The organism is Chitinophaga tropicalis, assembly GCF_009758205.1.
GTDB classification, from domain to species: Bacteria; Bacteroidota; Bacteroidia; order Chitinophagales; family Chitinophagaceae; genus Chitinophaga; species Chitinophaga tropicalis.
In genome coordinates this window covers 400,473-425,891 of record NZ_WRXN01000001.1, presented here as the reverse complement: position 1 = coordinate 425,891, position 25,419 = coordinate 400,473, and the positions used below count along the sequence as shown (strand labels likewise).

Annotated in this window: 17 protein-coding genes; 10 read left to right on the top strand and 7 right to left on the bottom strand. The window is 45.2% G+C overall.

Features of this window, described 5'->3' with window-relative positions:
• The first annotated feature begins 25 nt into the window (after positions 1 to 25).
• The 4 genes from GO493_RS01750 (at position 26) to GO493_RS01735 (ending at position 9,082) form a co-directional block, all read left to right on the top strand.
• Positions 26 to 1,630, top strand: a complete 1,605-nt coding sequence (locus tag GO493_RS01750) for a DUF6377 domain-containing protein (protein WP_157304339.1) — start codon at positions 26 to 28, stop codon at positions 1,628 to 1,630.
• A 373-nt stretch (positions 1,631 to 2,003) separates the two neighbouring features.
• Positions 2,004 to 4,955 (top strand): SusC/RagA family TonB-linked outer membrane protein, encoded by a 2,952-nt coding sequence (locus GO493_RS01745; protein WP_157304338.1) that lies wholly within the window; start codon positions 2,004 to 2,006, stop codon positions 4,953 to 4,955.
• Positions 4,956 to 5,032: 77 nt separating this feature from the next.
• Complete coding sequence (locus GO493_RS01740; protein ID WP_157304337.1) at positions 5,033 to 6,577, top strand: RagB/SusD family nutrient uptake outer membrane protein; 1,545 nt, start codon at positions 5,033 to 5,035, stop codon at positions 6,575 to 6,577.
• Positions 6,578 to 6,628: 51 nt separating this feature from the next.
• Positions 6,629 to 9,082: a glycoside hydrolase family 31 protein gene (locus GO493_RS01735; RefSeq protein WP_157304336.1), complete on the top strand. Its 2,454-nt coding sequence runs from the start codon at positions 6,629 to 6,631 to the stop codon at positions 9,080 to 9,082.
• A gap of 1,301 nt (positions 9,083 to 10,383) precedes the next feature.
• On the opposite strand, the gene GO493_RS01730 is transcribed toward GO493_RS01735, so the two are convergent.
• The 3 genes from GO493_RS01730 to GO493_RS01720 form a co-directional block, all read right to left on the bottom strand.
• Positions 10,384 to 11,478 (bottom strand): family 10 glycosylhydrolase, encoded by a 1,095-nt coding sequence (locus GO493_RS01730; RefSeq protein ID WP_157304335.1) that lies wholly within the window; start codon positions 11,476 to 11,478, stop codon positions 10,384 to 10,386.
• Positions 11,475 to 12,578 carry a carbohydrate-binding family 9-like protein gene (locus GO493_RS01725; protein WP_157304334.1) on the bottom strand — a complete coding sequence of 368 codons (1,104 nt, stop codon included), beginning with the start codon at positions 12,576 to 12,578 and terminating at the stop codon, positions 11,475 to 11,477. Before GO493_RS01725 ends, GO493_RS01730 begins: the two co-directional genes overlap by 4 nt.
• Before the next feature lie 132 nt (positions 12,579 to 12,710).
• Positions 12,711 to 13,616, bottom strand: a complete 906-nt coding sequence (locus GO493_RS01720) for a carbohydrate kinase family protein (protein WP_157304333.1) — start codon at positions 13,614 to 13,616, stop codon at positions 12,711 to 12,713.
• Positions 13,617 to 14,148: 532 nt separating this feature from the next.
• Here GO493_RS01720 and GO493_RS01715 point away from each other — a divergent pair.
• The 6 genes from GO493_RS01715 to GO493_RS01690 all read left to right on the top strand — a co-directional run bounded on the left by GO493_RS01715 (position 14,149) and on the right by GO493_RS01690 (position 20,152).
• Complete coding sequence (locus GO493_RS01715; protein WP_157304332.1) at positions 14,149 to 14,775, top strand: TetR/AcrR family transcriptional regulator; 627 nt, start codon at positions 14,149 to 14,151, stop codon at positions 14,773 to 14,775.
• Positions 14,765 to 16,126: a TolC family protein gene (locus GO493_RS01710; RefSeq protein ID WP_157304331.1), complete on the top strand. Its 1,362-nt coding sequence runs from the start codon at positions 14,765 to 14,767 to the stop codon at positions 16,124 to 16,126. Before GO493_RS01715 ends, GO493_RS01710 begins: the two co-directional genes overlap by 11 nt.
• 47 nt (positions 16,127 to 16,173) lie before the next feature.
• Positions 16,174 to 17,304, top strand: a complete 1,131-nt coding sequence (locus GO493_RS01705; protein WP_157304330.1) for an HlyD family secretion protein — start codon at positions 16,174 to 16,176, stop codon at positions 17,302 to 17,304.
• A gap of 151 nt (positions 17,305 to 17,455) precedes the next feature.
• Positions 17,456 to 19,033 carry a DHA2 family efflux MFS transporter permease subunit gene (locus GO493_RS01700; protein WP_157305218.1) on the top strand — a complete coding sequence of 526 codons (1,578 nt, stop codon included), beginning with the start codon at positions 17,456 to 17,458 and terminating at the stop codon, positions 19,031 to 19,033.
• 607 nt (positions 19,034 to 19,640) lie between these two features.
• Positions 19,641 to 19,868 (top strand): hypothetical protein, encoded by a 228-nt coding sequence (locus GO493_RS01695; RefSeq protein WP_157304329.1) that lies wholly within the window; start codon positions 19,641 to 19,643, stop codon positions 19,866 to 19,868.
• Positions 19,869 to 19,906: 38 nt separating this feature from the next.
• Positions 19,907 to 20,152 (top strand): hypothetical protein, encoded by a 246-nt coding sequence (locus tag GO493_RS01690; protein WP_157304328.1) that lies wholly within the window; start codon positions 19,907 to 19,909, stop codon positions 20,150 to 20,152.
• Positions 20,153 to 20,158: 6 nt separating this feature from the next.
• On the opposite strand, the gene GO493_RS01685 is transcribed toward GO493_RS01690, so the two are convergent.
• Genes GO493_RS01685 through GO493_RS01670 form a run of 4 tightly spaced genes read right to left on the bottom strand, consistent with a single transcriptional unit; the run spans position 20,159 to position 25,391 of the window.
• Positions 20,159 to 22,036 (bottom strand): monovalent cation:proton antiporter-2 (CPA2) family protein, encoded by a 1,878-nt coding sequence (locus tag GO493_RS01685; protein WP_157304327.1) that lies wholly within the window; start codon positions 22,034 to 22,036, stop codon positions 20,159 to 20,161.
• Position 22,037: 1 nt separating this feature from the next.
• The gene (kefF, locus tag GO493_RS01680; protein WP_157304326.1) at positions 22,038 to 22,586 is read right to left on the bottom strand and encodes a glutathione-regulated potassium-efflux system oxidoreductase KefF; all 549 of its coding nucleotides are present in this window, start codon (positions 22,584 to 22,586) and stop codon (positions 22,038 to 22,040) included.
• A gap of 29 nt (positions 22,587 to 22,615) precedes the next feature.
• On the bottom strand, positions 22,616 to 24,460 hold the full coding sequence (locus GO493_RS01675) for a chloride channel protein (RefSeq protein WP_157304325.1): 1,845 nt from the start codon (positions 24,458 to 24,460) through the stop codon (positions 22,616 to 22,618).
• A 22-nt stretch (positions 24,461 to 24,482) separates the two neighbouring features.
• Entirely contained in the window at positions 24,483 to 25,391 is a 909-nt protein-coding gene (locus tag GO493_RS01670) for a transglutaminase-like domain-containing protein (protein WP_157304324.1), read from the bottom strand.
• Between the last annotated feature and the right edge of the window lie 28 nt (positions 25,392 to 25,419).

Genomic DNA, 25,419 nt, shown 5'->3' with positions numbered 1-25,419 from the left:
GCTACTATTCCACAAAAATGAAAGAATGAAGTCGAAGCTTATTTGTTTATACTTATTATTGACCGTTAGATTGGCATTTGCCGGCGCCGGTAATGATACTCTTTTAGACCGGTTGAACAAGACCATAGACCATGCCCATGTTCTGGATGCTGAAAAGATAAGACAGATCAACTCAATACGCCAGGAGCTGAGTATTGGCCAGTCCCTGTCCTTACAGGAGCAGTTCAGGTTGTGTAACCTGTTGTATGAACAATTTAAAGTATTCAAATATGATTCCGCGTTTGCTTATGCCCGACGTCTCCGGCAGCTGGCTACCCTCATGAATGATCCGGCAAGGATCAATTATGCCGGCGTCAAACTGGGATTTGTCATGCTTTCTTCCGGTATGTTCAAGGAAACCGGCGATTACCTGGCCACCATTGATGTATCCTCTCTGCCTGATAGTGCCAAAGGAGAATATTATACCCTCAAGGGAAGATATTACTATGACCTGGCGGATTATAGCAGTGATGAATACTTTGCACCTGAGTATACCCGGCAGGGGAATATTTATACTGATTCTGCACTGATGTTTTCTAAACCTCAAACTTTTCAGTATGCCTACAATGCCGGATTAATGTATCAGAAGAAAGGGAACCTGGACAGTGCGCGGTTTTATTATATGCAGGCCGTGGCCCATCCTGATATTACTACACACCAGGTAGCCATTGCTACTTCATCCCTCGGAAATATATATATACGTACAGACAAGCAGGATAGTGCCCTGACAATGATGACCCGGGCGGCCATTGCAGATATTGCCTCCTGTACCAAAGAAACTACCGCTATGTTTATACTGGCGGAGATGCTTTTCAAGGCCGGGGACGTAAAACATGCCTCCCGGTATATAGAGTATGCGGTTGCCGATGCCTCTTTCTACGGAGCAAGACTGAGAAAGGTACAGGTCAGCGCCATTCTGCCTATCATAGAAGGCGAAAAGGTGAACTCGGTCGAGGCTCAGAAGAAACTGTTATTCATTTATGCGGCCATTGTTACCCTGCTTCTTCTGGCGCTTGTCTGGCTGGCGGTGATCATCTTCAGACAATATAAAAAACTGCAGGTGGCACAGCAAGCCATTACTGCTGCACATACTCTTCAGCAGGAGATCAACGAAAAGTTGATGGAGGCGAATAAAATAAAGGAAGAATATATAGGGTACTGTTTTCAGACAAACTCAGCTTATATTGACAAAGTCAAGAAATTTAAAAAACTGGCTGATCAGAAGCTGGCTGATAGTAAATATGGAGAAGTGAAATACCTGGTCAATAATATTGACCTTAAGGAGGAACGTGAAGAGCTGTTCCGGAACTTTGACCGCATCTTCCTGAAGATCTTCCCCAACTTTGTTACGGTATTCAACTCCTTCTTTAAGGAAGAGGACAGGATACGTTTAAAAGATAATGAACTGCTTAATACTGACCTCCGGATTTTTGCATTGATCAGGATAGGGGTAAGTGACAATGTCAAAATTGCGCAGATACTGGAGTACTCAGTCAATACTATTTACACGTATAAAACAAAGATCAAAAACAAGGCGATTGTTCCAAAAGAGGAGTTTGAAGAACGTCTTATGGACATTAAAGCCCTTTGAAAAAGGGCAAAACTGTAAGAATCCGGTTCATATTTAAATTTTTATAATGATTTTACAGTTGTTTGAAAACCAATTAATTGTTTCTTCCCGGAACGGTTTTTGCGGCTATATTTTCTATATGAGACCCATATAAATTGTTATCCTGTCGCATCATATTTTACTTTGACTATTGACTTAAGCCATGATTGCTGTTAGTAGCATAAACTGGCGTATCCACGTTTAATTTTTACCAGTTATGAAAACACCAGTGTTCAACCAAAATTCGCTTTTGTCAAAATCATCTACCGGGTTCAAGAGAAATGAAGGGCCAGCTCCGCATAGATGATCTCATTCCTACCGGCATCATTATTCCACAAACCAATAAACATCCGTTATGAAACTACTCTTTAACAAAGTGCGTTTGTTATGCTCGTTATTACTGCTGATGGCAGGGATAGCCAGTGCACAGACCAAACCCGTGACCGGAAAGGTGACGGACGAAACCGGTAACCCGGTGCCCGGCGCTACCGTTCAGGTAAAAGGCACCAGCACTGGTACTGCTACTACTGCAGACGGAACCTTTAAAGTAAATGTACCCGGTACTGCCACAACCCTGGTAGTCTCTTTTGTTGGTTATGTACAGCAGGAGATAGCTATTGCCGGAAAAACTGAGTTTTCCATTTCATTACAACCAACAAGCACTACCCTGACAGACGTGGTAGTGGTAGGTTATGGTACTACCCGTAAAAAGGACCTGACAGGGTCGGTAGTGTCTATTAAATCGGCCGACTTTAACAAAGGTATTGTTACCGCACCTGACCAGCTGATACAAGGTAAGGTAGCTGGTCTGATGGTAATGAATAACAGTGGTGCTCCGGGTGGCGCCACAACTGTAAGGATCAGGGGAAACTCTTCTGTGAGAACAGGTAACCAGCCGCTTTATGTAGTGGATGGTATGCCGCTTGACGGCCGTACAGCCAAGCCTTCTGTAAATGCCAATGGTCTTGGGCAGACGCCGGATGCCAACCCGCTCAACTTTATCAACTCTTTCGACATCCAGTCTATGGACGTATTGAAAGATGCGTCTGCCACAGCCATCTATGGTGCAAGAGGCGCTAATGGTGTGGTTATTATTACCACCAAGAAAGGGCAGCAGGGCCCTCCCCGCCTGGATGTTTCTTACTCGGCCGGCATAAGCAAGATCCTCAAGAAGCTGGACGTGCTGGACGCCAACGGTTACAGAGCTGCCCTGAAACAATACCAGCTGGCTGGCGGAGATGAAGGCTCCAGTGCAGATGCTATGGAAAGTATTCTGCGTACGGCCAGTACCCATAATGTGAATGTGGGCATCAGCGGGGGCAGTGAAGTAAATACTTATCGCGCTTCCTTTGGTTTACTGGACCAGCAGGGTATTGTTAAAAAGACTGGTCTTAAGAAATATACTGCCAACCTGAACGGTCAGTATAAACTGATGGACAACAAGAGATTAGGTGTTGATTACTCTATCCAGGCCGCGCATACTGTAGAGCAGATCGCTCCTATTACCAACAACGCAGGCTTTACAGGCAGCCTTGTAGGTCAGGCGCTTCAATGGAACCCTACTATGGCGCTCCGGAAAGCAGACGGTTCCTTCAACACGCTGGGTGTAGGTTCTGCTATCAACCCGGAAGCTATGTCGGCCGCTTATGATGACAAAGTGAATATCAACAGCATACTGGCTAACATCTCTCCTTATATTAAGTTTACCGACGACCTGGAGTACCGTTTTATGTACAGCATCAACCACCAGATGGGAGAAAGGGAAACACAGATCGCTTCCTTCATTAATATAGACCAGGTATTTGGTAACGGTCAGGCGTACTATGGAACCACGACACTGACCTCCCAGTTGTTTACCCATACCCTGAACTATAACAAGCAGCTTTCTCAGGCCCTTTATCTCAGCGCTGTACTTGGTTATGAATACCAGAAATTCAATTATAAAGGCAGAAGTGTGGCCGGGCTTGGATTCTCTACGGACGAGCTGAAGTATACCGATATTCTTCAGAGCCCGAACCAAACCAATACTTTCATCTCATCTTTCCGTAACCCGAAATCAGAGCTGCAATCATATTTTGGAAGGGTAAACCTGAACTTCTTTGACAAATACCTGCTGACAGCCACTCTGAGAGCTGATGGTTCCAGTAAGTTCGGTTCCAATAACAAATATGGTTACTTCCCTTCATTTGCTGCCAAATGGAATCTCAGTAATGAAGATTTCCTGAAAGATAATAAGACCATCAACCAGCTGGCTCTGCGTGTAGGCTGGGGTATTACCGGTAACCAGGAATTTCCTGCCGGCGCAGCCCAGGAGCAATATACTATCAATTCGGGAGGTGCAGCCAGTCTTAATAATGTGGCTAATCCCAACCTGAAATGGGAAAGTTCAAAGCAGCTTAACGCCGGGATTGACTACACTTTCTTTGGTGGAAGACTATATGGTAGTGTAGATTATTTCCGTAAGAATACAACGAACCTGCTGTTTAACTTCCCGGCCATTCAGCCGGCTCCGGCATCCAATTACTGGATCAACCTGCCCGCTAATGTGATCAATAAAGGTGTGGAAATTGTATTGCGTGGGGACGTGGTTTCAACAAAGGACTTTAACTGGAACCTCGGCGTAAATGCCACTTTCCTGAATAATGAGCTGAAGAATTATGATGGTCCGCCGGTACTGACAGGTTCCATCAGCGGACAGGGTGTTTCTGACGCCTATGCGCAGCGCCTGGTTAATAATAAACCGCTCAATACTTTTTACCTGAGGAAGTTTGAAGGATTTGACGACAATGGACAGGGTGTCTATGCTGATAATGGTAACACACTTTATTATATGGGTAATCCCAATCCTAAAACCATGTTGGGTATCATAACCTCTGCCAGCTATAAACAATGGACGCTGAGTGTGAACATGCATGGCGCTTATGGCTTTGACATCTATAACAACACTGCCAATACCGTACTGCCTATTAATAACCTCGGGTCCAGGAATGTTGCCGCCAAAGTAATAGGCACAAAGGAAAACCTGTCTAACCCCATCACTGTATCCAGCCGTTACCTGGAAAAAGGCAATTTCATGAAGATGGATAATGCTACAATCAGCTATAGTATCGGGAACATTGGAAAGGTGATCAAGAATGCTTCTATCTATGTAACAGGACAGAACCTGTTCATCATCACCAAGTATTCCGGTTTTGATCCTGAAGTGAATACAGACAAGAACATTAACGGGGTTACTTCCCTTGGGATAGAGTATTCTCCATATCCTACAGCCAGAAGTTTCCTGGCCGGTATTAATTTCTCGTTATAGTTCACTTACCTGATTTTTCTATCAGCTGTGGTCTGGTTGCCGCAGGCAGCCGGAGGCAGTATCTAAAAATTACACTTATGCGTTGCAATAAAATATTCATCATACTATCTCTCATTATAAGTACAGGGTGGATATCCTGTACTAAGCTGGATGAAAGCCTGGGATCTACCCTTACCCGCAGTCAGGCAGATTCCGTGATCCAGGTACAGGCCCTGCTTACATCTGCATACAATGGTTTGCAGCTGGCATACCAGGACCAGTCAAACTGGTGGGCATTACAGGAAATGACGGCAGATGAGGCCGTAGCGCCTACCCGTGGCGGCGACTGGGATGATAATGGTGTATGGCGTGCCCTGAAGCTCCACAATTGGACGCCCGATCATACTTATATTGGTAACTCATTCTCAAATATCCTGAGACTGCAGTTTGCTGCTACTAATGTGCTGAATTTCAAACCTACCAATTACCAGTCAGCCGAGGCACGGTTCCTGCGCGCCTTTTCGATGTTCACCATATTAGACGGCTGGGGGCAGGTTCCTTTCAGGAAACCCACCGATACCCTGCTGAATGCACCGGTAGTACTGAAAACTGCAGAAGCTACAGATTATATTATCAGTGAGCTTACAGAGATAATCGGAACACTGACTGATACTGTACCGGCCTATGTAGCTAATAAAAGTGCAGCGCGGGCGTTGCTGATGAAATGCTATCTGAATAAAGGTGCATTTGCAAATCGTACTACTCCTACTTTTGACGCTGCTGACATGCAGAAGGTGATTGAACTGGCAGATGCTATTATTGCTACTGGTAAATATAGCCTCACCAACTACTTTGACAATTTCGCCTATAATAATGACGCCATCTCGAAAGAGAACATCTTCACCCAGCGCAATGGTCCCGGCATCAGTACTATCAGGGATGGAAATGCCGTATTCTGTCATTGGGCGCCAACCCTGCATTATAACCAGGACCCCAGCGGCTGGAATGGTTATGCAACTATCTCTGATTTCTATGATAAGTTTGAAGCCAGTGATGTGCGCAGAGGCGGTAGCTATCCCGGTGTTACAAACGTAAGCGGGTTGAAGGTAGGTTTCCTGGTTGGGCAGCAGTATAATGGAGCTGGTGTGGCCCTGAAAGACAGGAAGGGTAATATGCTGAGTTTTACGAGAGAGCTGAAGCTGCAGGAAACAGATCCGAATACATTGGAAGTAACAGGGATAAGAGTGGTGAAATATCCGCCGGATATGACATCCTCTGAAACCAAAAGCGGCAATAACGCTAATAACGACTATGTATTTCTGCGTTACGCAGATGTACTGCTGATGAAAGCAGAAGCGCTGCTGCGTACAGGAGATGCTGCCGGCGCACTGACAATAGTAAATACGCTGCGCGCGCAACGTAATGCTTCTACCTGGGCTTCTGTAGACCTGGATAAGCTGCTGGATGAAAGAGGCCGTGAACTGTACTGGGAAGGATGGCGCCGTGAAGACCTTATCCGCTTTGGTAAGTTCCTGGATACCTGGCAGTTAAAGCCATCAGACAATCCCAGAAACCTGCTGTTCCCCATTCCAACCAGCGATCTTGCTGTGAACAAGAACCTGGAACAAAACGACGGATATTAACAGGATGGGCGGGTATCGAAAATGATACCTGCCCTTTTTCAACTATGATTTATGGATAAAAGAATATTACCTGTCATAGCAGCGCTTTGCTGGCTGGTATGCAGCGGGAATGCTTTTGCGCAGAATAAGGTCGTGAATGCAGGGGATGTAAAAAAAGTGGAGACCGCGAAAGGACAGGTGAAGATTGTCACAACCAATGCCTTTGCAGATATCACCGTGTATGATGAAGGGATGATACGCGTACGTATGGATAAACAGGAGCCCGGTGATGATTTTTCCTATGCAGTGATTGCCAAACCATCAGCAATTACGGCAAATATTAAAGAGGATGCAGGCAGTATTACCATAACTACTTCTCTTCTGCAGGCCAGGATCAGTAAGAAGCCTTTTTCAGTTGCTTTCTATACTGCTGACGGGCGGCTGTTAAATGAAGATGAAAAAGGACTGACCACCTCCTGGGTGGGAACCGTAGTAACTACTTACAAAAAATTGCAGGAAGGAGAACGTTTTCTTGGACTTGGGGAAAAGAACGGGAACCTGGACAGGGCCGGTACTGCATACACGAACTGGAATTCAGATGTATTTGGATACCGGGCGGACCAGGACCCATTGTACAGTACCATCCCTTTTTATATAGGTGTACATCATGGTCTCAATTATGGGATCTTTTTTGATAACAGTTATCAGAGTGATTTTAATTTCGGCGCCAGTAATAACAGGTTTTCCTCTTTTGGCGCCAGAGGCGGTGAAATGAATTACTACTTTATTTACGCGCCGGATGTTGCAGGTCTTATTAAAGCATACACAGGATTGACCGGGAGAATGCACATGCCTCCTTTATGGAGCCTGGGATATCAGCAGAACAGGTATAGTTATTACCCCGATACAGAAGTATTACGTATTGCACAGACATTAAGGGAGAAGAAGATCCCGGCAGATGGGATCACGCTGGATATTCATTATATGGATGCCTATAAGCTGTTTACATGGAATAAAGAGCGTTTCCCTGATCCGGCAGGCATGACGGCCAAGCTGGCTGGAATGGGCTTTAAAGTAACAGTGATCAATGATCCTGGTATTAAAGTAGAGAAAGGCTATGAGTCATATGAGAATGGGGTTAAGGAAAATGTGTTTATAAAATATGCAGATGGAGAGCTATACGCAGGTCAGGTATGGCCGGGTTGGTGTCATTTTGCAGACTTTACAGGTGAGAGGGGAAGGAACTGGTGGAAAGCACAAATGAAGGGATATGTAAATAACGGAGTGGCCGGGTTCTGGAATGATATGAATGAAATTGCTACCTGGGGACAAAAGATGCCGGATAATGTACTCTTTGATTTTGAGGGCCATGGTGCTACTCATCAGCAGGCGCACAATGTATATGCACTTGAGATGAACAGGGCTAGTTATGAAGGCGCCCGCAGCCTGATGAACAAACGTCCTTTCCTGCTTACAAGGGCCGGATATGCAGGTCTGCAACGTTATACCGCTATCTGGACCGGCGATAACCGGTCTGAAGATGATCATATGCTGGCAGGTGTACGTTTACTGAATAGCCTGGGGTTGAGCGGTGTTGCTTTCACGGGAATGGATATTGGTGGTTTTACCGGTAACCCTACGGTACCATTGTATGCAAGATGGATGCAGATAGGGGCGTTCATTCCTTACTACAGGAATCATACGGCTGTGAATACAAAATCTGCAGAGCCATGGACATTTGGTGAGGAGGTGATGGAAGTATCGCGTAACTACATTAACCTGCGTTACCGTTTACTGCCTTATATCTATAGCGCCTTCTATGAAGCGTCTGCAACGGGTATGCCTGTTATGCGCACGCTTGCAATAGATTATACAAATGATCAGAAGATTTACAACACCCGTTATCAGCAGGAATATCTGTTTGGGCCTGCGTTCCTGGTAGCGCCTTTTGAAAGTACAAAGGAATATGGAGAGGTGTATTTTCCGGGAGGTAAGTGGTATGATCTTTATACTGATGAACTACAGGAGGGGCAACAGAGCCGGGTTATACCGCTGAATCTTCATAAACTGCCTGTGTATGTAAAGGGAGGAAGCATTGTTACTATGCAGACGCTGGTGCAATCAACTTCGGAAAGGCCGGCAGATACGCTTTTTGTTCATTTGTACAGGGGAGATAGTTCCAATACAGTGACGTATTATGAAGATGATGGCGAGACATATGACTATGAGAAGGGAGTGTATTATAAACGTATTATCAGTTACGATAAGCAACAACTTGTTTTTGAAAAGCCCCTGGGTAATTACACATCTAAGTTTGGGAATATCAAGCTGATCCTGCATGGCTTTGATGGATTGAGGCAAGTGAAGGTAAATGGGAGTGTTCAGTTGCCTGTATCATTAAGTATCAATTTTCTTGATCCTGTTTCGCGTTTTGATCCACAGGGGGGATATACAGCCCCGGACATGTGTAATGTGCTGGCGGTGGCCCTGAAGAATAGTGCGGATAGGATTGTGTTGGAATTTTGATGCAGCTTATTTTCCGGTTGGGGGCAAGGGTTGTTTGCCTCCACCGGGAATAGGCATATGTTTTTGGAGAGATATTTCCAAGGGAGAAAATTGTCGTGAATAAAATGAATAACCATTGTTGAATGAATAGAAAGGCACATTGATAATTGAAAGTGACCTTTTACATTTGTTGTGTTGTTAATCTGAGTGCAGGAGATGCAAGTATGATGACAGCGGCTACGTCTTTTTTGTTAACTATACCGTATAAAAAGATATGAAAGGGGGACACAACAAGATCAAAACTGCTACTACAGCAGACAGCAGAAGTATGCCTGGATAGTAAGGCTATCGTGATCTGTATATCGATCTCATTTATTAGCAGAGGTAAAACATGGTAACTAACCCGGAGATTATTCATGATATCCGGTTATTAATGAGCTTTTTTTCAAAGAGTGATTGTTTCGCTTATTCGTGTGAGCGTGGGGGAAATATTATGCGTAGGGGGTGAAGGATATATCATGTGTGGGGGGATGTATTGTGAGTGGGAGAATATGTTGTGAATGAAGGATGTCATGTGTAGGGGGATGTGTTGTGAATAAAGGATATATCATGTGTAGAGGATGTGGCATGAGGGGAGAATATGCTGTGAATGAAGGATATATCATGCGTAGGGGATGTGGCATGAGTGGGAGAATATGCTGTGAATGAAGGATATATCATGTGTAGGGGATAAGGCATGAAGGAAGAATATGTCATGAAGAAAGATATGTCATGCGTGTTTGAGATACAGTTCAGGTTTTGTTACGGATAGATGTTACACAAGGCCAGCTATCCCGGGTATCATTCCTGATACCCGGATTTTATCTGAAAAAACTATTGTTCAACATAAAAGAATTGATATGAAAATCACAAACGATAAGTGTAAAACAAAGAGAGGAGTTTTCATTTTAGGGGTTAAAAACAGAACAACCCGGGGACTATTCATGGTTCCCGGCTTTACTGCTGAAAATGTTTACAGAAGGATCAGAATGCCTATGGCATCCTGTTACAGGATGATACCGGCCAATACGTTATTTCGTGTTTTGGGGGAACGGGACTGACTCAGGATATCCAGAGATTTTGTTCATTTTAATAGTGTTTTCGTAACTGAAACCGACACCAATCCTGGTGACGGATCTTAACAAGGGTTAATTAGATAACGGTAATGTAAATAGCGGGTACTTTTTTTGGTACCTGAAATTTTTTGATTCATGCAGAACATAACAGTACAATACAATACACAGGTAAAGCCGGGCACCATTCCTGGTACCCGGTTTGTTTTTTTATTTGCCGGAGGCTTTCTGCAGTGTTTGTAGTACTTCAGGTGTTACATGTCCAAAAAGTGATACGCCGGCAGCACCATTCTGAGCAGCAAGGCGTATACCTTTTTCAAGATCATCCATATTACCATTAAAGTCCGGAAGATACAGGCCTGCATATAATGGAAAGCGGCCATGCAGCCCATTTACACCTTCTGCCACGGCATCTCCGATCCAGCTTACGTCTTCTTTATAAAACCCATGATAGATCATTGGGCAGATAGCATCCAGCGGCCAATTGGTCCAATCCTGCCTTACTATACGTTTAGCTATTTCAGGAGTAGGAAATACTGCTGCAGAGATAGGCTTTTTATATTGTTTTGCTACCTGTGCCAGGTTGCTTACTACATTAGTGATACGGTCATACCTGAATTTACGCCATGAGGGACTCTGGTCGGGATGTTCCATTTCCAGGGGATCTTTTCCTTTTAATTCCTTGTATTTACTGCGGCAGGTATCGCAATAGCAGAAATCATATTCAGGCAATTCCCTGGATTGATCTATTTTATAATTGCTCCAGAGATTTACGGGCAGGATCACATCGCAATAACGTACATAGTCCAGGTGTAGTCCATCTACATAATCTTTTGACAATGCAGCTTCTGCCTGTTCCTTCAGATAGTTCACTACTTCAGGTTTGCTGGGGCATAGCCAGCGGTAATAGCCAACATAAGGGGGATGATCTGCGCAGGATTCTCCTTTACGGTTTTTAGCATACCATTCCGGATGACTGGCCAGCAGCTCTTTTTCTCCCCTGTTCATAGTCCATATCCAGCGATGTGCTTTGATGCCATTGTCTTTGGCAGTTCTGAAATGTTTTTCACTGTCTGCTTCAAAAAATATGTCTCCAATGCCTGCTTTTTTATATGCGGCATAACGCTGCTGAATATCTGCAAGTGTATCTTTTTCATCCGGGTTTATCCATACACGATGCTTCCCTGTTGTTTTACCTGGCTGAGAGGAAGATTTGTTACCTGGCATGGACATGGCCGGCAGGGATGGCTGCATGATGGCAAGGCTGCCAAGACCGATTGATTTCAGAAAGTTCCGTTTATTCATTTTTGCAGTTTTTGAGATATTTTTCCTTCCTGGTTAATAGAACAGGTTTCTTTTGAATCTTGTTTACGTATGGTTGCGGTGAATTGTTCAGAGATGCTTTCAAGCTGTAAGGTATAGATGGTGTTCTGTACTTTGACAGGGCCTTCCTGTATATTCAGTTCTGCCAGTGTTTGGGCAAAATGCCCATGATCACGGTAGTATTTGCGTTGCTTTTCATATACTTCCCACAGATATTCTTTAGCAGCTTCAATAGGAGGAAGTGTTATAGTGCCTTCTGTACTGCCCGCAGGCTTACCTATGAAGTGCAGATAACCCCATTTCTCAGGGGCATGCATATTAATAATGCCTTGTGGAGACCATACCCAGTTATGTTCCGGTAGTGGTTTGCCGGTTTTGGGGTCCTTTCGTTTTATGTATTGGCTGTTCACAATATCTGTATCCCACTCTACGCGGGAGAAATTGATCCGCCAGGTGGAGCTGTCGCGCGGGGCTAATTTCCAGTTATAAAAGCTCAATGCGCTGAAGGGAATGGCCATTTCAACCGTCCATTTTTTGTCTGTATCCCCTGGTTTGTTAAGAGTGCCGTCAATTTTTACAGCAGTTTTGATGCCTTTGGTATCCCAGCTCATTAATGCATCGCCATTTTCCCTGTATGCTTTGGGCATGAAGAGGTCCATTACGGTGTTATGTGCGTTGATCTCTATTTCGAAATATTGCTGGGTGTCTCCATCAGGGTCGATGAACACTTCGAAGTCGTTGTCCTGGAAGATAATGGTATCATGCTGATGAAGGGTTGCCCATATGTGTGGGTCTTCCAGTTCGGCAAGCACGTAGAGGTATTGCTGGTCCCACAGCATTTTCAGACGGGTGCGCATAGCGGGAGCAGGTTGCTTATCCCCTTCTATGTCTGTAAAGTCATCGCTCCACCTGACTTTCTGCCATACTGCATCTTGTACTCCGTCTATTGTGACGGGAGTGGGAGCCTGGAAACATTGATACTGCCTGGGAGGCACATAGGCCGGTTTGATTTGTGCGTAGGATGGGAGGTGCAGGCACACAGCCCCCAGCCCTGTAATCACATGACGAAGAAGTTGAGACATGGCTTAAATATAGCAAAGCCGGCTCTTATATTCAGGTTTTTTCAATAAGTGGCGGGAAAAGCTGATTGAGTTATAAGAATAGGGCATTATCCCAGATAATGCCCTATTCTTACAGCTTTAATATATGTAGTATCAGGCGCGCTGGTTGGTTAAAAGCGCGCTGATCTCTGCAGGATCGTAATCGGGACAGCCGCCGTGGTAAGAGGCTATCAGCGCTCCCAATGCAGCAGCGAAGGAAAGGCACTCTTCCGGTTTGCTGCCTTTGATGGTACTGTAAAGAAAGCCTGCGAGGAAAGCATCTCCGCTGCCTATTGTATCGGCCACGGTCACTTTATAACCGGGGTGCCGGTAGAAAGTACCGTCTTTCAGGAGGGCGGCTCCTTTGGCGCCCCGTGTGATGATAATTGTGGGAATGGAATATGACACGCTCAGTGCCTTCGCTCTTTCTTCCATGTTATCCGGCCATTGGTGCCAGCTGCTGATATGGGTCAGTTCTTCCTCATTGATCTTCAGGATATGGCAATGATGCATTAATTCTGTTATCAGCTCCTTACTATAATATGGGTGCCGGAGGTTTACGTCAAAGACGAGGGTACGATCTCCTTCCAGCAGTGATAACAGGGTATTGCGTGATACTTCGTTCCTTGCCGCCAGGCTGCCAAACACCAGGTAGTTATTACCGGATTGCCTCATGAGCGCCTGTAGCGGAGGGATGTCTGATATATAGTCCCACGCTACCGGCTTTACTATCTCATATTTCATTTCCAGAGGATCGACAGGTGATACCCGTGCATATACTTTGCCGGTTTCGTAGGTTGGGTCCTGCTGAATAAAGTCTCTTGTCAGGCCGTATTGTGCCATGACTTCCAGCAGGGCTTCTCCTTTTTCATCATTCCCCACGCTGGAGATCATAGCTGTAGGAATGGAAAGCCTTTGCAGATGGTAGGCTACGTTCATGGGCGCGCCTCCTGGTAATGACCGGTCAGGCAATATGTCCCAGAGCACTTCTCCAAAACAGGCTACTTGATATGACATCATTCTGATCAGTTTTAACAAAATTACCCGCATAATAGTATTCTTTTTTAAATGTTAGTGATAGCTTTTTACCAGGAGTAGTTTGGTCCACAGGGCCAAACCAGGACACTACCAGTGAAAGAGTAGTGGAAAAGGCCCGGACGCAGGATAACGTCTTTGGGCGGTATTTCTTCTCAACCTTGGATTTCGGAATGAAGATTGGCCTACATTATAAAATGAATTATAATGTTTAGGTACAAGCAATGGATGGCCGGAAAGTCAGTATGAAATCTGGTTAACGCATAATTTTTGGGTGAACAATCATGACAACAGAACAAAACTAAGGGGAAAAATCAGGAATTGATGAGTCCATTCTGTTCATTATGATATTGAAAGTTTCGTTTCGTTCACATCAAAATGAAGCAGTTATGTAGGGTTAATTTGCCGCATTTGCCCCGTTGCGCCTTAAAATCCCCTTAAAAATGATTAATATTTAAACGATCGTTTGATTTAATTAAATGTTTGTTTAACTTTGCGGCAGCAATTCGATCTACACATGGAATACAATCAAAAGCAAGTATCTATTCTGGAGGCAGCGGAGAAGCTGTTCGCTTCCCAGGGGTTCCACGGAACCTCTGTAAGGGATATTGCTCATGAGGCAGATGTGAACATCGCGATGATATCCTACTATTTCGGTTCGAAGGAGAAACTGATCGAAGCCATTTTCCTGAAAAGGATCTACACCTGGAGGCAGACTCTTGAGGGAATACTGAGTGATTCATCAAAGTCTTTTATAGAAAGATTTGATGCCCTGGTAGAAACCTATGTGGTAAGGGTGATGTCAAATCCCTGTTTTAACCTCATACTGATGAGGGCGCAGATACAGTCAGATATGACAGTAAATGAATTGATACACCAGAACAAGAAAGAGGTGTATGAACTGATAAGCGGCTTTATTGGGGAAGGGCAGGTACATGGGATATTTAATAAGGATATCGATGTGATAATGATGATAAACACGCTGATAGGGACTACTAACCATGTTATGTCTACAAGGCATCACTTTCAGCGTCTCACCAATCTTGAACATCTTTCAGATGAGCAATTACAGGAATATTTAGTAACACATACCAGCAATCATTTAAAAAAATTGTTAAAAGCCATTCTAATCCATGAAGCTTAATAGCACATACAGGCGATTATGGTCTCTTGCAATTTGCGTACTGATAGTACTGCCATTTGGTAGTCAGGCGCAGGATAAAAGGGCCTTGTCTTTGAAAGAAGCCATATCGCTTAGTATACAGAATAGTAAGGAACTTAAACTCAGCAAGACGAAAATTGACGCGGCTCTGGCTTCAGTAAAAACTGCCAATAGTGCTCAGTTACCTGACGTAAGTGTATCAGGGTCCTATCTTAGAGTGAATGAACCCAACATTAGTCTTAAAACCGGTGGTTCCGGCGGCGGAGATTCCAGTTCAGCTTTTCCCAAAGTGAATTCTGCGGCTTATGCTATGGCATCGGTTTCAATGCCTCTTTTTTCCGGTTTTATCATGCAGAGCCAGAAAGCATCGGCCCGTTACCTGGCAGAAGCAGCGAAGCTGGACGCAGATAAAGATCGTGAAGCTGTTATACAGAATACGGTAAATGCTTATAGTAATCTGTATAAAGCGCAGCAGGCAGTAAAGCTTGTACAGGAGAATTTAAAACAACAGCAACAGCGTGTAACTGATTTTACCAACCTGGAAAAGAACGGTTTGCTGGCAAGGAATGATCTGTTGAAGGCGCAGCTGCAGCAGTCTAATGTTGAAGTATCGCTGCTGGAAGCAGAAAGCAATCTGAAACTGGCAAATATCAGCATGGACCTGCTCCTGGGTTTACCTGACGGAACAGTGCTGGAGGCAGATACCACTACCTTTGAACAGGGACTACCGGCGGGAACGAAAGCGGTAGCGGAATGGGAACAGGTGGCCCTGCAGAACCGTAAGGACGCTGCGGCACTCACGGCACGCGAAAAAGCGGCTAATGAGGGAATCAGGACAGCTAAAGGAAGTTACTATCCTTCTGTTGCATTAACAGGCGGGTATATAGCGCTGACGATCCCAAATTTTGTGACGGTAACGAATGCGGTGAATGCAGGTATAGGCGTGAAGTACTCTCCGTCTTCCCTCTGGAAAAACAATTCTAAAGTTGCAGAAGCCAAGGTGCGTTTACAGGAAGTAAAAGTGAACGAAGAATTATTACAGGATGATATTCACCTGTCTATTAACAAGGCCTACCAGGATTACCTGGTAAACCAGAAGAAAATAGACATGTACCAGAAGGCAATAGAGCAGGCAGAAGAGAACTATAAGATCGTTAAGAACAAACAGGAGAATAACCTGGCCACTACTACAGACCTGCTGGAAGCAGATGTGGCAAATGTACAGGCTAAACTGAATCACGCTTTCTCAAAAGCGGACGCGATGGTGTCCTATAGCAAACTGCTGGAAACAGCCGGGGTATTGAATGAAACAGGAACAGAGGCGGGTAAATAATCAGATTTTATTACAACCAATACAGAAACAATTACATATATACTTATATGGAAACGCAAACTACGACAGCTACACATAAAGGTACCAACGGTGTACAGGATGCGCCGAAGAAAAGGAACTTCCGTTTCATCATTGTCTTAGCCATTCTGGTGATCGGTGGCGGGGCTTTTGGTATCTCTAAATATATTCATGGCCAGCACCATGAAGAAACAGACAACGCGCAGCTGGAAGCAAATGTAAGTCCGGTGATACCAAGGGTAACAGGTTATGTGAAAGAAGTGCGTGTGAAAGATAACGACCGTGTGAAGAAAGGCGACACGCTGGTGATCCTGGACGACAGGGACCTGCAGATAAAACTGGCACAGACAGAAGCGGCACTGGCAGCAGCTGAAGCGAATGTACAGGTAGCGGTGGCTACCACCAGTGCGGCCCGCTCCAACGTTTCTTCTTCTGAAGCTAATATCTATGCGGTGAATGCACAGATAGAAGCGGCTAAAGTGAATGTATGGCGTGCTTCACAGGACTATGACCGTTATGCCAACCTGATCAAAGATCATTCTATTACTCAACAGCAATATGAGCAGGCCCTGGCTGCAAAGCAGACAGCGGAACGCCAGCTGAAAGTGCTGGAAGAACAGAAAACAGTGGCCAGCAGGCAGACCAATGCAGTGGCTACACAGAGTAATGCAACTGCAGAACAGATCAACGCAGCAAAGGCTATCATTAAAGAGCGTCAGGCTGATGTTGACAATGCAAAGCTGAACCTGAGCTATACTGTTATTACTGCGCCTGAAGACGGGGAGCTGTCAAAGATCTATGTTCAGCCAGGCCAGCTGGTACAGGCGGGCCAGTCATTGTTCAGTGTAGTACTGTCTAACGATATATGGGTAGTTGCCAACTTTAAGGAAACGCAGCTGAATAAAATGAAACTGGGCCAGAACGTGGTAGTGCATATAGATGCTTACCCCGGCGAAGAGCTGAAAGCTAAAGTAGCTTCCTTCTCTCCTGCTACCGGCGCCCGTTTTGCCCTGCTGCCTCCTGATAATGCTTCCGGCAACTTTGTGAAAGTGGTACAGCGTCTGCCTGTGAAAATTGAATTCACTGATGCTGCGCAAAAAGAAGAACTGAGAAGGCTCCGTCCAGGTATGAACGTACTGGTGGATGTGCATCTTGACTAATATTCGGGTACGGATGGTCCCGCCTGGGACGTGATGGATTTCGATAACAGGTATTACTCTCTGACTGGCTCTGTAAATAGTATAGCATTATTCGTGTTGCCAGGCGGGAACATCTGATAACCGTTCTTTATATAATTAATTGATAAACGTGATGCAACAAGAATCATTGGTAGAGTATGGCGCCCGCAGGGTGATCATTACGATCACTGCCATTTTCTGCGCACTGCTCGAAATAGTGGACACTACTATTGTGAACGTGGCATTGAATGATATGCGCGGTAACATGGGTGCTACACTGAGTGAGATAGGTTGGGTGATCACTGCTTACGCTATCGGTAACGTAATTATTGTGCCGATGACAAGCTGGTTATCACAGCAATTTGGCCGTCGTAACTACTTTGCCGCTTCTGTTATAATATTTACCATATCTTCCTTCCTCTGCGGTAACGCAACCACTATGTGGGAACTGGTATTGTTCCGCTTTATCCAGGGTTTGGGCGGTGGTGCGCTGCTGGTAACATCGCAGACCATTATTACAGAAAGCTACCCGCCCGAGAAACGTGGTATGGCCCAGGCAATTTATGGTTTAGGTGTGATTATCGGTCCAACGTTAGGTCCGCCGTTAGGTGGATATATTGTAGATCATGCTTCATGGCCTTACATATTTTACATCAACATTCCTATTGGGGTAATTGCCACATTACTTACGCTGCAGTTTGTGAGAAGCCCGAAATATGGTGAAAAGAAATCGGCCAGTGAGATTGACTGGTGGGGTATTTCATTCCTGGCAATTACAGTGGGATCGTTACAATATGTACTGGAACGCGGGCAGGAAGACGACTGGTTTAATGATGGGGTTATCCTCTCATTAACTGTTGCGGCAGTATTAGGGCTCTTCTTCTTTATCTGGCGAGAGCTGACATACAAGAATCCGATAGTAGAACTAAGGGTATTAAAGAATGGTAACCTGAGGGTAGGCACAATATTATCTTTCCTGCTTGGCTTTGGTTTGTATGGTTCAACATTCGTAATCCCGCTTTATACACAGGGTGTGCTGGGGTGGACGGCTACACAATCAGGTTTGCTGATGATACCGGCGGCACTGACCACAGCGTTTATGATGCCTATTATTGGTAAAATGCTGGAACGGGGTATACCGCAGCAATACCTGGTAGCAATAGGCATGGTATTGTTCTTTATTTACAGTTTCTGGGGATTTAAGATCATTACACCAGATACGGGAGAGCCTGATTTCTTCTGGATGCTGATAGTGCGTGGGCTTGGTATGGGTATGTTGTTCATTCCTATTACAGCGCTTTCACTGTCTTCGCTTAAGGGCCAGCAGATAGGACAAGGAGCTGCATTTACTGGTATGATGAGACAGTTGGGAGGTTCTTTTGGTGTGGCGCTGATCACAACTTTTGTGTCCCGCCGGAACGAACTGCACCGGACAGACCTGGTGAGCAAACTGGATATAAACAGCCCCGATGTGGTGAATAGGGTAAACAGAACCGCTGCTAATTTTGTTTCTAAAGGAATGGATGCAAAAACGGGATTGCAAAGTGCTTATAAATCATTGGAATATACCATTACGAAGCAGGCAACGGTAATGTCCTATATGGATGTGTTCCTTTATCTGGGGGTGCTTTTCCTGGTATGTGTACCGTTTGTGCTGCTGGTAAGAAATAATAAGCAACAGGGAAAACTGGATGCAAGTGCGATGCACTAAAAGATATTAAAGATATGTTACTAACAGTGTAACAGTTGTAGGTTTAGGTAATGAGCCGGAATAATCTTATTCCGGCTTTTTAATGAAGGTCTTTATATAAGAAGGCCCTCCTAACGAATAGGAAGGCCGGTTGCTTTTGGTGTGTTTAATAGCAATTATGAAATACTTTACCGGCAAGGGACATAGACTGGCCCCTAAGCCTGGCAAGACTTTTAGATCTTATCCGAAAAACCAATTGAAAATGTTCAGTGTAGGTAAGCCGCGTTTATACCGGGATATCTATAATATAAACGTATGATAAAAGTAAGAGAAAAAGATTGATAAAGTAAACGATTGCGTAAGTTTTATCAGCTCGATCAGTTTAGGATATATTATGATTTTTAATGAATCATTTTTTAAATAGTTATTCACATTTTGTGTGTTTTCCTCAAATGTGGATAAGTATCTACATCAAACTCATCCTTCGTAGTACCTTTGCAGTATTAAATGCAATGGCATTTTGTTTGTCCCCTTATTAGTAATTAATAGGAACAGAAACCATCAAAAAACGGACAGTAAGTAATTAGTAGGAAAAAGATTAGTCATCAAGATCCCAAACTTAACCTTTATGAAGAGAATTGCATTCGCGTTTGCGGTAACAGGAACAATATTCGCAGTGTTAGCTCAATACGCTGTATTAAATGACTGGACCATGTTCTGGTTTTTCCATACCATGGGTTTTATCGGATATATACTGATAATCAGTGCAGCTGCATATTTTTCACTGTTGTTCATTCACCAGATGTCAAGAGATGAAAAGATGAGGATCAGGAACAGCAGAGGTGTTGACGCCTGATTCACCTATTGCTGACAAGAAATAACAACCTTTCTAAAGTGGAACCTTTTATATTAAAATTTGAATATTACGGGAAGCCTCACATTCTTGAAGTAGTACCCGTGGAGCAACGGTATAAAACTGTTTACAAGGTAACTGTTGAAGAATGTGAGATCACCTTTGAAGAGGATGAAGAAGGCTATCCCCGGGCTATCGGGGACGTCCACTCTCCTTCCTGGCGTCATATTGAACCGGGATTGCTGGAAGATATAGGGCGCAGAATAGCTGAGACCATTAACAGCTGATCCCTCTTAAGCATCCTGGTTAGCTTCGTTGATCAGGGATTGTTCATCCCAGCCTTGTGCAGACGGATTCCACTTTGTAACCTTATCGGTGTTCATCAGTTTTTCCAGTTCTTCTATACGTTCCCTGACTGTATTGATATACAGTTTTTTGTCATTCCTGATAGCGGAAAGGCCTTTCAATGCTTTTTCATCCTGCTTGCGGAAGGTGCTCATATTGCGTTGTGCATGATAAGCGCGTACGCCGAGCATTTTCAGCGTGTCTGCGCCCATGCGCAGGGAAGTGTCCAGTGTTTCACGGTAGATATGTAATACGCCGAGGTCCATCAGCTCGTAGGTATCGTTGATACCTTCTGCTTTCACCAGCATCTGGAGGTGTGGGAAGTGTTTGCGAACTATTTTTACGACATCGAGTGTTTGTTCCACAGTATCCATTGCAATGACAATGACTTTTGCGTCTGCTGCTCCGGCGGCGGCCAGCAGATCATGCCGGGAAGCATCTCCGTAATACACTTTTACACCGAGGTTGTGGAGTGCATCTACCCGGTCTGAATCGAGGTCGAGGATGGTTGCCGGAACGCCGTTAGCCCTGAGAAACCTGCCAACAATATTTCCGAAACGTCCGAAGCCGGCAATGATGACGGGATGTTTTTCGCGGATCTCATCGGCTTCCCGGTCGTCTTCTTTTGTCTCTGCATTGAAGCGGGGTTGGATCAACCGTTCGTATACCATCAGCAGCAGTGGTGTCAGGGCCATGCTGATGGCTACAACAGCAGTCATAATACTTACTGTTTCTTTAGGCAGGATATTATTCTGTTGGGTGAATGATAGTAATACAAAGCCAAACTCGCCTACCTGTGAAAGCGCCATGGCAAACAGCAGGTTTTGTTCCATACTGATCCTGAAAATTTTGCCCAGTCCGTAGAGAATCACGCCTTTGAGTATTATTAATCCTGCTACGAGGCCCAGGATCATCCAGGGCATTGAGAGTACGAGTTTAAAATCTATAGAGGCGCCGACGGCCATAAAGAAGAGGCCGAGCAGCAGTCCTTTGAATGGTTCAATATCACTTTCCAGTTCATGCCGGTATTCACTGTTGGCGAGTACTACTCCGCCGAGGAATGCCCCCAGTGCGGGGCTTAAGCCTACGAGGCTCATAAGTACTGAAATGGATACTACGAGCAGCAGGGCAACTGCGGTAAAGAGTTCTCTTACGCGGGTACGTGCTATTACGCGCAGTAAGGGACGTACCAGGTAACGGCCGGCAATGAAAATGGCTACTACGGCGCCTAACACTACCAATGTCTGCATCCAGGCCGGGAGGTTATCGCGCAGCGTATGTGAGTGCCCGTTATCGCTGCCTGCATCTGGTCCTGCCAGCAGGGGGAAGATGGCCAGCATGGGGATGACGGCAATATCCTGGAAAAGGAGAACGGAAAAGGAGCTTTGTCCCGCGGCAGAAGATAACAATCCTTTCTCCTTCAGGCTTTGTAGTACAATGGCCGTTGACGAGAGTGAAAAGGTCATACCGAGGGCCAGTGCCGCATTCAGCGGTTGTTTCAGCAGCAGTGCCAGGCCGGCAATGGCAACTGTTGTGGTGAGCACCTGCAGGCCTCCCAGTCCGAGGATGGGCGCGCGCATACTCCATAAGAGGGCTGGTTCCAGTTCAATACCTATCAGGAACAGCATCATGACCACACCGAATTCAGCAAAGTGCATAATATCCTGTCCTTCCTGCCCGATAAAGCCCATGAGCGAGGGGCCTATCACTACGCCTGCCAGCAGATAGCCCAGTACTGAGCCTAGGCCCAGTTTCTTTGCTATGGGAATAAAAACTACCGCTGCTGCCAGGTAGATCATTGCTATAAAAAAGTATGAATGCTCCATGTTATTGAATTTGAAGTTGGCCATCGCGCAGCTTTTCCAGCATCTGCCGGTAGGCTACTGCTTCTTCCCTGATACCTGCGTAACTGAGGCGGTGTGTGCCGTAAACGACATATGGCGGAAGGTATTGCATGTTACACAATGTTGCTGTCTGGTGGAAAGGCAGCAGAAAATCAGTTATACTGTGTTTGTGCCATCCGTTTGGATGATAGCTGGATTCCTGTGCTCCGGCAGAGATGACATTACCCAGGTATTTGCCGCGCAATGCGGTTCCTGTATGTCCGTATGCCCATCCGTGCTCCAGCACCAGGTCCATCCATTGTTTGATGATAGCTGGTGCGCTGTACCAGTACAGCGGATGCTGGAACAGGATAATATCGTGTTGTAATAATAAAGACTGTTCGTGCCTGACATCGATGTTCATGTCAGGATAAACTTCGTACAGATCGTGCAATGTCACTCCCTGTATACCCCGGAGGGCGGTTAATAATTGTGCATGCACCCTGGATTTTTCCAGCGCAGGATGCGCAAATAAGATCAGAATTCTGGCCATAAACCCGTTTTACTAAGACCCTGCGTTGATCAGGAGTATTCCTGTAATAGTAACCTGTATTGATTGAGGATACTTGATTTTGATATAAAGCCTACCAGTTTATTGTCGTCAACAACCGGCAGGTTCCATACCTGTACTTCATCAAATTTACTGATCACATTGGCAACATTATCATGCAAATGTATAATCGCGGGAGGAGGTTTCATCAACTGCCTGACAGTGACCGTGTCATACAGTGCAGGGTTGAACATGATAGGCCGTATATCGTCGAGCGTAATAATGCCATCCAGTTTATCTTCTCCGTTTGCAACCGCTATAATGTTACGGGTACCCAATTTCACCAGTTCTATCAGTTCGCGGAGATTGGAGGAGGGATCTATTTTTTGCATATTTCTTTCTACCAGGTCTTCTGTTCTGAGCATTGACAGGATATTCCTGTCATGTTCTGTTGTGAAGACCTGTCCTTTATCTGCCAGGTGTTTCACGTCAGGCGATATAGGGGAAAACCATTTGGCTATGAGGAAGGAAGTGGTGGATACGATCATCAACGGAATAAAAAGATCATATCCTGAGCTGGATTCTGCTATGAGGAAGATGGCAGTAAGCGGGGCATACATGACGCCGCTCATGACACCGGCCATTCCTACTATTACCATGTTGGTAACAGGTACATTTTCAAAACCCAGCTGTGTACATAGCATGGCAAAGAAATAACCCAGGAAGCCGCCGGCAAACAGGGAAGGCGCGAAATTACCTCCGTTGCCGCCGCTGTTAATAGTAAAGGCAGTTGCAAATACTTTCATGAGGCAGACGCAACCGGTGAAGAGCAGGATCATCCAGCTTTGTTCGGGGAAGTAGCGGAAGAAACTGTGCTGGATAATACTTTCTGACTGGCCGCTGGCCAGGAGTTTCACGCTTTGATAGCCTTCTCCGAACAATGGCGGCATCATTACGCACAGAACGGACAGTATCACACCTCCGATAATGGCTTTACGCAGTGCCGGCCATTTAAGGCCAGTCATGAAGTGTTCTATTCTTTTGGATATCACTATGAAATAGCGGGCGTATAATGCGCTTAGCAGGCCTAATACAATGTAAAAAGGCACATTATAGTAATTGAATGCCTGCCGGGATTCAAAGTGGAACAATACTTCTTCCTGCAGGATGATCTTTGACAGAAGGCTGCCGCAGACAGCGGCGAGGATGAGCGGGATGAAATCGGAGAACACTACGCCGGTGAGCAGGATCTCAAAAGCAAACATAACGCCTGCTATGGGAGCGTTGAAAGCCGCTGCGATACCTGAGGTAGCTCCGGCTGCCAGGAGTAATGTTCTTTCTTTATATCCCAGTTTATAATTGCGGGCATAGTTGCTGCCAATGGCTGCGCCTGTTACGGCAATAGGGCTTTCCAGGCCCGCAGAGCCACCTAATCCTACTGTAATAGCGCTCTGTATGATCTGGGAATACATCTTTACCGGGGGGATGAGGCTGGAGTTTTGGGCTATTTCATAAAGAATGACCGCAATACCCTTTCTTGACTGCCCTTTAAAGAACCAGATCACTATTATGGTGGTAAGTACTATGCCAAGGAAAGGGAAGAGAGCATAGAAAAAGATCTGTGTACTGAAATGCACTTTGTAGGTAATAAAGTAGTGGATGTAATGTACCAGTACTTTAAGTACCACACCTGCCATACCGGCAACCAGTCCTACCAGGATACCTGACAGGATCAGGAACTGGGTCCTGTTCAGTTTACTGTGCAGCCAGTGGATAATGATCTCATAGCTCCTTACCCTGCGGAGGCTGTAACGTTCAAAGTCGCGTTTAAATCTGAAAAAAGAGTAAAACTTTTTTATGGTCTTGAATTGGCTCATAGTCTGGTGCTTCTTGCTTTCATCATAATTCAATCACTGCATAAACCTTATCGTTCATATACGGACCGCCAGGATGCCGGGCTGTATAATCAAGGTTAATCCAATATTCGCCTTTCACTTCGTGGTAATGTATTTCTTTTACAGGTGGGTGCGGGAATAAGGTGACGATGGCCTGTTTCATGATCTCAAAATCTTCTTTGTTACCACAGTAGAGTTCCGGGTATGCATGACCCTGGATCAGTACTATGCGGCAACGGGCCCCGATAGATTGCAGGCAGGAGGCCATGAGAATGGAGTGGTCATCACAATCGCCTCCGAGGCCATTTTGGATGGTTTCCATGGGAGTGGCGAAGTATTCGTCACGGCGGGTGTCGGGCACATATTTGAAGTGCCGGTTAATATAATTGAACAGTGCCAGGTAGCGGGATACTTTCCCGTATTTAGGGAAGTATTCATCGAAATCGTTAACTGAATGTGCTACGGAGAAATTACGGACCAGGGAATCTTTATAGTTGGTCTTATCTCTTATTCCCCTTACGGTTTTGTCGCGATAGGGCTCTACACGGCGGGGGTAGAGGCTGAGAATGTCAAACTGTTTGTTGTTCTTGGCGCCCCAGTTGCCCTGGACCATTCCCTTATAATCGTTCAAAACGTTGGTGAACGTATAATTGTCTGTGAAGTAGTTGAAACATAAAATGCCTAATACCAGGGCAAATGCCGGAATAATAAGTGGTTTGAACACCCAGAGGAGCAGCCTGGTGAAAAGAAAGGCTATGAGCACAGCTACCAGCATATCCAGGTGCCAGCCCTGGAAAATCAGTGTGGGCAGGTACCGGTTCAGATATGGTGCCAGCGGTATAATTGTTAACAGGCTCAGCAGATTGAGCAAAAACTGTTGAAAGGTGGTGTATTTACTTTCATCTATTGCCATTACAAACTGCAATAACGCAAAATTATGC